Consider the following 9,185-nt stretch of genomic DNA (forward strand, 5'->3'; position numbering starts at 1 on the left):
GTACACGACCGGGAACACCACCGGCACCGGCGGTCCCACCCGGCTGCCGAGCACGAGCAGCAGGTTGGCAATCGTCGCGATCGCGAGGCCGATGACGATCTTCGTCATCTCCGTCGGCTCCTTGCCTGTCGCGGCCTGGCGCCGCCAGAAGGCGAGCAGCAGCGGCACGCCCAGCACGCTGGCGATCGGGTCGATCGACGCGAACCACGGCACCGGAATGTGGAAGCCGCCATAATCCAGCGCCACGTTCCGATCGATCCAGACCAGCGCCATGTTGGCGTTCTGGTAATAGATGATCGAGTGGAACACGGTCAGCGCGATCACCAGCAGCAGCAGCGCGATCGTCCTCCAGTCCTGCGCGCTCAATTTCTCCTGCGTATCCCGCGCTTTCTTCTCCACCGCCGGATCGGGCAGGTAGCGATAACCGGCGATATAGGTCGCAAGGCCCAGCAGCATCAGCGCCCCGGCCGCAGCAAAGCCGGCATGCCAGCCGAACAGCTGGGCCAGCAGACCGCACGCCAGCGGCCCCAGGATCGCGCCGACATTGATGCCCGTCGAAAAGATCGCGAACGCCCGCGTCCGCCGTTCCGCCTCGTCGCGGCCGTAAAGCTGGCCGACCTGGGCGGAGATATTGCCCTTCAGGAAACCGCAGCCGACGATCAGCAGCAGCAGCGCGAGCAGGAACGAGGCGTCGAACGCCATCGCGATATGGCCGCCGCTCATCATCAGCGCGCCCAGCATCACCGCGCGCCTGCGGCCGATGAAGCGGTCGGCGATCAGCCCGCCCAGCACCGGCGTGAAATAGACGAGGCCGCTGTAGAGGCCGTAGATCTGCGAGGCGAGCGCGAGCGTGCTCAGCGGGCCGAACACCGCTTCGAGGCCGCTCCTGAACGCGGCGAACCCGGCCACATGCTCGATATGGCCGGGCAGCAGCAGCGCCTGGCTCATGTAGAGCACCAGGATCGCGGTCATGCCGTAATAGGAAAAGCGTTCCCAAGCCTCGGTCAGCACCAGGAAGGTGAGGCCGATCGGCTCGCCGAACAGCCGGCGCTGCTGCCCCTGATCGGGCGGCAGCGCCGGGGAAACGACGGCGAGGCTCACTGGCCTCGCGTCGCGCTGTCGTAAAAGGCGTCGAGATCGGCCTTGAACTGCGCCGTCACCGCCGGGTTGATGTACACCATGTGGCCTGACTCATAATAATGGAAGGCCAGGTTCGGGCGCAGCGTCGGATCGATCTGCATATGCTTCAGATCATATTCGGCGCCGAAGAACGGCGTCGCCATGTCGTAATAGCCGTTCAGCGACAGCACTTTAAGATGCGGGTTCTGGCGCATCGCCGCGGACAGATCGAGCGCGGTGTCGGCGAGCGCCATCGGGCGGCCCTGCCGACCCGGCGCCTTGTGCGTCTGATCCCAATTCCCGCCGCCGATCTTCACATAGTAATTCGGGCGATAGGCGAGCTTGGTCTTGTAGCCGAGCGTGCCGAACAGATATTTGTTCAGCGCGCCGATATAAGGTCCGCTGATCGACGTATCGGTGGCATCGAATTCGGGGCCTTCGCCCGCTGCATCCACGTCGATGCCAACGAAGCGCGAGTCGAGACGGCCGACCGTCCGCTTCTGGTCGCGCATCAATTCCTTGCGGAAGCGCGACAAGTCCACGCGCAGGTCGGAATCGAGCAGATATTGGACCGAGAGCCCGGTATAGGCGCTCATCTGCTGCGCGATCTGCTGCCGCTCCTCGTCGCCCAGGTCCGAACCCTTGGCGAGCGCCGCGGCGTAAGGCCCCATCGTCCATTGCCGCACTTCGGTCAGAAACGGCTCCAGCGTCGCCGGCTTGTTGGGCAGCCGGTTATGGTACCAGGCGGTCGCTGCATAGCTGGGCAGGAACGTCAGATAGATCTGGTCGTAGCCGGGCTGGCGTACGCCATAGTTCAGAATCGACGACAGCAGGACGACACCGTTCATCTGCACGCCGCGCTGCTGCAGCGCATAGACCAGGCCGGCCGAGCGCAGCGTGCCATAGCTTTCGCCGAACAGGAATTTGGGGCTGTCCCAGCGATCGTTGATGCGCAGGTAGCGCATGATACCGCGCGCGAACGCGTCGATGTCCTGGTCGACGCCCCAGAATTCCGGCCCCTTCGCCTTGCCGATCGGGCGTGACAGGCCGGTGCCGATCGCGTCGAGGAAGACGATGTCGGTCCTGTCGAGCATCGTCTCGTGGTTCGGCGTGATCCGGTAGGGTGCGGGCGCCGTCGCGGTCGCGGTCGGCGTCTCGACATGGACCGGGCCGATCGATCCCATGTGCAGCCACATGCTCGAAGAGCCGGGCCCGCCATTATAGGCAAAGGTGATCGGCCGCGGCGCCGCTCCCTTGGGATTATCGGCGACATAGGCGACGTAGAACATGCTCGCGACCGCCTCGCCATCGTCGTTGCGGATCGTGAGCGTGCCGGGCGTGACGGTGTAGTTGATCGTCTTGCCGGCGACGGTCACGCTGCCGCGCTTCGGCTGGGCATCCTCCTCCGCGCTGGCAAGAGCGACGTCCTGGTCGACTTTCCTGGTCTCGACGGTCGTGTGTTCCGATCGTGTCTCCTTCTCCTGCGCCGCGACAGGTGCGGCGACAACGGCGGCGAAGGCGACAGACAACAGATAGTGATGGGCGCGCATTCATCTCTCCGAAGATTATGTTTTCAGGGATTGCAGGCGATCAGTTCGGAAGATCGATCACCGGGTCCTTGCCGCCATTGGCGATGAACCGGTTCATCTCCGCTTCCAGCACCGTCAGCGGCACGGAACCGAGATTCAGGAAGGCGTCGTGGAAGGCCCGCTGGTCGAATTTCGGACCGAGTTCCTTCTCGGCCTTGGCGCGCAGCCGCTTGATGGTGAGCTCGCCCAATTTGTAGGCGAGCGCCTGGCCGGGCCAGCTGATGTAGCGATCGACTTCCGTCTCGACATCGTGCTGCGCGAGCGCGGTGTGGCCGGCGAGATAGTCGATCGCCTGCTGGCGGGTCCAGCCATAGTGGTGGATGCCGGTGTCGATCACGAGCCGGCAGGCGCGCCAGATCTCGAACGAGAGGCGGCCGAAATCCTCATAGGGCGTGCGGTAGATGCCCATCTTGGTGCCCAGCCACTCAGTGTAGAGGCCCCAGCCCTCGCCATAGCCCGAGAAATAGGTCTGGCGGCGGAACGCGGGACGGTCCGGGGCCTCCAGCGCGACCGCGGCCTGGAAACTGTGGCCCGGATTGCATTCGTGCAGCGTCAGCGCCGGGATCTGGTAGAGCGGACGCGAGGGCAGGTCGTAGGTGTTCATCATGCACGCCTCGAGCCCGCCGCGGCCCGACGTGTAGGTCGGCGCGATCGCAGCGGGCACCGGAATGATGCCGGAGCGATAACGCGGCAGGAAGCCGATCGTGTATTTCAGCTGCCCATCGACACGCTTGGCGACATAGGATGAGACGCCGAGCAGCTCGTCGGGCGTCTTCGCGTAGAATTGCGGGTCGGTGCGCAGGAATTTCAGGAAGGCGGCCATGTCGCCCTTGAAGCCGGTCTTCGCCTTCACCGCTTCCATCTCTGCCGTGATGCGGGCGACTTCCTTCAGGCCGATCTCGTGGATCTGCTCGGGCGTCAAATCGGTGGTCGTGTATTCCTTGATCTGCGCCTGGTAATAGGCCTTGCCGTCGGGCATCGCCTCGGCCGCGATCGTGGTGCGCGTCTTCGGCAGATACTCGGTGCGGTAGAAGGTCAGCAGCTTCTGGTAGGCAGGCGCGACGGTCTCCGCGATCACCTTGCGCGCCTCCGCCTGCAGCCGCTGCTGATCGGCGGCCGGGATCGAGGACGGCATCTTCGCGAATGGCTGATAGAACGGGTTCTTGGCCGCGTCGGTATCGACATAGGCGGCGATCGTCGCGTCGCGCCCTTCCAGCGATGCGCGCGGCACGCTGAAGCCGCGCTTCAGGCCGGCGCGCATGTTCGCGATCTGCTCGTCGAAATAGCGCGGAATGTCGCGCATGCGGCCGAGATAGCGCTGATATTCGTCCACGTTCGGATAAGGCGACCGCGCGGCCAGCGCCGACCAGAACTGGCTGTCCGCGTTGAACGGCATTTCCCAGCCGCGGAATTTGCCGTCGGCGACGAACGCCTCGAGGCTGGTGCGGAACACCGCGGCGTTGATCTGCTCCTCATGCGACAGCTGGTCGACCGGAATGGTGTCGAGCTTGGCGAGTGCGTCCTGCCAATATTTCACCCGCGCTTCCTGCGTCGCGGCGTCGACATGCGGCAGATGGTCCGCCGATGCGCCATAGCCGCTGCCGCCTGGCCTGCGGGCGAACTCCTTCTGCCGCCAGGCCCATTCGGCTTCGTAGAGGGCGCGCAGGCGCGCATCGGCGCTCTGCGCCGCCGGCGCGGATGCGGGTGCGGTCTGTGCGAGGGCCGGCACGGGCACGATCGCAGCAAAGGCTGCGGCGAGAAGCAGGGCGCGAGAGGTCAAGGTCGTTCTCCGTTGGATAATCAGGACGCGGCGTCGGCGACGAGCGTCGGGTTGGGATTCTTGCCGCCGCCGGCGATCCATTCGTCGAGCACGCGCTCCAGCGTCGGCAGCGGCACGGAACCGAGGCCGAGGATGACGTCATGGAACCAGCGCTGGTCGAATTTGTCGCCCAGCTTCGCCTCGGCTTCGGCACGCTTGCGCCGGATCAGCATCTCGCCGAGCTTGTAGGCGAGCGCCTGGCCCGGATCGTTGATGTAGCGGTCGACCTCGATCGTGATCTCGTGATCCGACAGCGCGGTGTGCGCCTTCATGTAATCGAGCGCCTGCTGGCGGGTCCAACCCTTGTGGTGGAGCCCGGTATCGACGACCAGCCGCGCCGCGCGCCACATCTCATAGGTCTCGCGCCCGAACTCGTCATAGGGCGTTTCGTAGATGCCCATCTGAATGCCGAGCCATTCGGTGTAGAGGCCCCAGCCTTCGCCATAGCCCGAAAAGTAGGTCGTCCGGCGGATCTGCGGCCGGTTCGGCGCCTCCAGCGCCAGCGCGGCCTGGAAGCTGTGGCCCGGCGCGCATTCGTGCGCGGTGAGCGGCGGGATCGTGTAGAGCGGGCGCGCCGGCAGGTTGTAGGTGTTCATCAGGCAGCTTTCGAGGCCGCCATTCCCGCCGGTCGCGAACGGCGCGATGTTGTCGGGCGTCGGCCGGATCGTGAAGCGGTAGCGGGGCAGGTGCCCGAACAGGAATTTCAGCTGCCCGTTGATCCGGTTGGCGACATAGGCCGACTTGGCCATCAGGTCGTAGGGCGTTTTCGCGGTGAATTGCGGGTCGGTCTTGAGGAAATGCAGGAAGCCGGCGAAATCGCCTGTCCATCCCGCCTTCTTCATCGTCGCCTGCATGTCGGCGTCGATGCGGGCGACTTCCTTCAGCCCGATCTCGTGGATCTGATCCGGCGTCAGTTCCAGCGTCGTGTACTGACGGATCTTGGCGGCATAATAGGCCTTGCCGTCGGGCAGCGCCTCGCCGGCCGTCGCGACCCGCGCATTGGGGATATATTCGTCGCGCACGAATGCGCGCAGCTTCGCGAAGGCCGGCGCCGCGGCGGCGACCGCCCGGCGGCCCTCCGCTACCAGCGTTGCGCGCTCGCTTTCGGGAATGTTGCCGGGCATTGCCGCAAAGCTGGCGAAAAGCGGATTGGCGTCGATATCGGCCGAAGCGAGCGGCGCGATCGGCTCGTCGCGGCCGGCGAGCGAGACGCGCGGCTTGGTGAAGCCGCGCTTCAGGCCGGCACGCATGTTCGCGATCTGCTCGTCGATATAGCGCGGCATGTCGTGCAGGCGGCCGATATAGTTGCGATAGGCCTCGACGCTGGTCAGCCCGCCGCGCGGGGCGATCCAGGTCCAGAAGAAGAACGGATCCTCATATTCGCGGTATTTCTGCTCGAGCACGAAGCCCTCGAGCGCGGTGCGGAACACCTCGGCGTTGATCCGCTCCTCGGGCGAAAGCTGCGCCATCGGAATCTTGTTCAGCTCGGCAAGCGCATTGTTCCAATAGGCGGCGCGGCGCGCCTGGCTCGCAGGGTCGACGCGCGGCATGCGGTCGCTGCCTTCGCGATCTCCGTCGGGATCGCGCCCGAATTCCTGCGCGCGCCAGGCCCATTCGCCATCGTAGAGCGCCTTCAGCCGCGCGTCTGCAGACTGCGCGGCGGCCGGGAACGGGGCCGCAGCGACAATCGCGGCCATGACGACGGGGACGATGAATCGCATCGCGGATTGCTCCTCAATAGCCGGCGGCAAGGCCGGCGCGGCGGGGATCGGCGACGCCGGTCAGGCTGCCGTCGGGATTGCGCTGGATCGCCTGGATCGATCCGAAATGCCAGTTATAGGGCGCGGTCGGGCGGACGATGACGCCGTAGCGGGTCTTGAGCTCGTCCCGCACCGCCTGGGAAACGCGGCTTTCGACCGTCAACGGCACGCCGACCTGCGATCCCTGGAAGCGCGGTGCGTCGACCGCCTGTTCGAGCGGCATGCCGTAGCCGAGCAGGTTGATCAGCGTCAGCGCGACCGCGCGAGAGGACAGGCCGGGCGAGCCGATCGTCAGCCAGGGCTTGCCGTCCTTCGCAACCATCGTCGGCGGGAAGGGCGAGATCACGCGGCGGCCGGGCCCGGCGGTGTTGCCGGGGAAATTATTGCCGCTGTTCATCGCGATTCCGTCGACCACCAGGCCGGTGGCGAAGGTGCTGCCATAGACCGAGTGGGTGACAGAGGCCATGTTCCCCTGCGCGTCGACAGCGACCAGATGGTCGGTATCGGTCGAATGCCGGTCGTGCGTGGCGAACGAGGCGGCGAGCTCCAGCCCGCCAGCCGAAGCCCCGGCCGCAGCGACTCCCGGCTTCGGCATGCTTGCCGCAGCCTGCGCGGCCAGCATCTTCGCGTAATCCTTGGACAGCAGCAGCTCGGTCGGGACGTCGTAGCTCAGCGGATCGCGGACGAACTCGTCGGTCGCGGTCTCGGCGAAACCGAACGCGCGGCGGATCGTCTCCAGGCTCGCGGCCGATTGCGAATAATGCGGATGCGCTTTCAGGTCGTAGGGCTCGACGATGTTCAGCACCATCGAGATCAGCGTGCCCGCCGTCGACGGCGGCGGCGCGCTGATGATCTCATAGCCGTTATAGGTGGAGCGGAGCGGCGTCTCCCAGCGCGGCTTATAGGCGGCGAGTTCCTCTGCCGTAATGCCGCCGCCCGTCCTGTGGACCGCGTCGACGAAGTGCTGCGCCCATTCGCCCGTGTAGATGTAGGACGGGCCTTCGGCCGCGATGCGCCGCATCGCTTGCGCCAGCCGCGGATGCTTGACGATCGTGCCCACCGGCGGCGCATAGCCGTTCGGCAGATATTCCTCGCGGCCCGACGGATAGGCGGCCAGCCGCCCGAGCGCGGCCTCTGCCAGCTCGCCGTAAAGGAACGAGTACATCGCATAGCCGTCGTCGGCGAGCTTGATAGCCGGCGCGAAATAATCCGCCCATTTGAGCGTGCCGAACCGGTCCGCCGCTGCCTTCATGCCCGCGACCGTGCCGGGAACGCCGATGCGCTTGCCCGAGGTGTCGGGCAGGCGGTTGGCGCCGCTGGTATATTGCGTCCAGCCGGCGCCGACGATCGCGTCCTTCGTGTGGTCCAGCTCGGCGTCGAGATAATAATATTGGCCGGCTTTGGCGTCGTAATAGAGGATCGAGACCCCGCCCGCGAGCGTGACCATCTGCGGCTCGATCACCGTCTGCATCGGGATAGCGGTCAGCACCGCGTCCAGCGCAGTACCCCCCTTCTTCATGACCTCGACCATCGCCCTGGTGACGGTCGGGTTGGAGGAGGACGCCATCGCCGACTTGGCATGGACCGCGGCCTTCGGTCCCTGCTCCTGCGCAAGGGCAGGTTGCGCCATCGCAGCCGCCAGGCACAGGCCAGCGATCAGTCGAATCCGCTTCGTCATTTTGCCCTCCCCTCCTTTTTCGTCTTGTCGTTCAGGTCACGTCCGGCGGTCGCGCCGGCGCGACCACCCTGACCCCGAACACCGGGGCGCAGCGCGTCTTGTCGTTGGCGGGCTGGAAGCGGATCCGGACCGCCTCCTTGCCCTTGGTCAGCGCTTCCGGGATCGGATAATGTTTGTCGAAGAAGTCGCCCGGGTGCTCGCCCGTCAGCCGCTCGGTGGCGATCCTTGTGCCGTCGACCAGGATGTCGAACAATTTGTCGCGTTCCTCGCCCCAATAGGTCGCCTGCAGCACCAGTGGGCCGGGCCGGACCTTGGACGTGAATTCGAAAAAGCCGAAGGTCCGCGCGTCGCGTCCATGGCGGCCGCGATAGGTGACGGCATAGCTGTTCTTCGCGGTCAGGCCGTGATCGCGCTCGGGCTGCATCTCGCCGAGATTCATCACGTCGACCGAGCGGCGGGCGAGGTCCTGCTGCCGCGCCTGCTCGGCGGCGAAGGCGACCTGTTCGCGCTTCCATCCCGCTTCGTCGAAGCTGCGGAAATAGACGGCCGTTCGGCGATCCCGCATCTGGAAGAACGGCGCAAAGGAGAGATCTGCGGGCCGCGCGATGCCGGTCGTGCGGAAGCGGCCAGCCGCCGCGTCGACGGGCGCGAAACCGGTAAGCAGGTTCGCGGCAACCAGTGCCGGCGCCGGCCCGTCGAACGGTTCTGAGGCTGCCCCCATATCGGCTGCGAGAACCGTGGGCCCTCTCAGCAGCGCCACGACGGACGGATCGTCATTGGTCGCTTCGGTCCGCAGTTTCATCGGCAGGTGAAGCGTGATCCTGTCACCCTTCTGCCAGCGGCGGCGGATCGTCGCATAGTCGCCGGGTGTCCCTGCCGGCACCGCCTCGCCATTGACGCGCAGCTGAGCGCCCTCGCACCAGCCGGGAATCCTCAGCGCGACCGCGAAACTGCGGGGCTTGTCGAGATCCTCCAGCGCGATCGAGACCTGCTCGCCGAACGGATAGGCGGTCTCCAACCGGAAGGTCGCGCCTTGTTCTGCCCATGCCGCGACGGACGGGATATAGAGGTTGACCAGCAGCGTGTCCGCGCTCTGCCACCAGATGGAGTCGCCATGCTTGGCGTGGCTTTCCATGCCGGTGCCGACGCAGCACCAGAAATCGTCGAACGGCTTTGAGAAATGCCGCGCCGAGCCCGACATCAGCGGCACCATATAGGCG

The 9,185-nt window shown here is 65.9% G+C and carries 6 protein-coding genes; all 6 read right to left on the reverse strand.

Translation table 11 applies throughout. The annotated features are described in order from the left end of the window. On the reverse strand, positions 1-1,101 hold a 1,101-nt coding region (locus tag VFT73_RS12275), incomplete at its 3' end, for an oligopeptide:H+ symporter (protein ID WP_326411508.1). Further along, a complete protein-coding gene (locus tag VFT73_RS12280; protein WP_326411510.1) occupies positions 1,098-2,669 on the reverse strand; it encodes a S10 family peptidase in 1,572 nt (523 codons plus the stop codon). The genes VFT73_RS12280 and VFT73_RS12275, both read right to left, overlap by 4 nt. Before the next feature lie 40 nt (positions 2,670-2,709). Next, on the reverse strand, positions 2,710-4,569 hold the full coding sequence (locus VFT73_RS12285; RefSeq protein ID WP_414712824.1) for a DUF885 domain-containing protein: 1,860 nt from the start codon (positions 4,567-4,569) through the stop codon (positions 2,710-2,712). After that, the gene (locus tag VFT73_RS12290) at positions 4,509-6,248 is read right to left on the reverse strand and encodes a DUF885 domain-containing protein (RefSeq protein WP_326411514.1); all 1,740 of its coding nucleotides are present in this window, start codon (positions 6,246-6,248) and stop codon (positions 4,509-4,511) included. The genes VFT73_RS12285 and VFT73_RS12290 overlap by 61 nt, the downstream gene beginning before the upstream one ends. 13 nt (positions 6,249-6,261) lie before the next feature. Then, positions 6,262-7,965 carry a gamma-glutamyltransferase family protein gene (locus VFT73_RS12295; protein ID WP_326411517.1) on the reverse strand — a complete coding sequence of 568 codons (1,704 nt, stop codon included), beginning with the start codon at positions 7,963-7,965 and terminating at the stop codon, positions 6,262-6,264. Between the two features lie 31 nt (positions 7,966-7,996). Beyond that, a partial coding sequence (locus VFT73_RS12300) for a DUF6805 domain-containing protein (RefSeq protein ID WP_326411519.1) occupies positions 7,997-9,185 on the reverse strand: 1,189 nt, incomplete at its 5' end.

This window comes from Sphingomonas sp. (assembly GCF_035758555.1).
Lineage (GTDB): Bacteria > Pseudomonadota > Alphaproteobacteria > Sphingomonadales > Sphingomonadaceae > Sphingomonas_B.

Excerpts from the sequence above, each read along its gene's own strand:
- VFT73_RS12280 (WP_326411510.1), bottom strand. The coding sequence starts at position 2,669 with ATGCGCGCCCATCACTATCTGTTGTCTGTCGCCTTCGCCGCCGTTGTC.
- VFT73_RS12285 (WP_414712824.1), bottom strand. The coding sequence starts at position 4,569 with ATGGATCGCCGGCGGCGGCAAGAATCCCAACCCGACGCTCGTCGCCGA.
- VFT73_RS12290 (WP_326411514.1), bottom strand. The coding sequence starts at position 6,248 with ATGCGATTCATCGTCCCCGTCGTCATGGCCGCGATTGTCGCTGCGGCC.
- VFT73_RS12295 (WP_326411517.1), bottom strand. The coding sequence starts at position 7,965 with ATGACGAAGCGGATTCGACTGATCGCTGGCCTGTGCCTGGCGGCTGCG.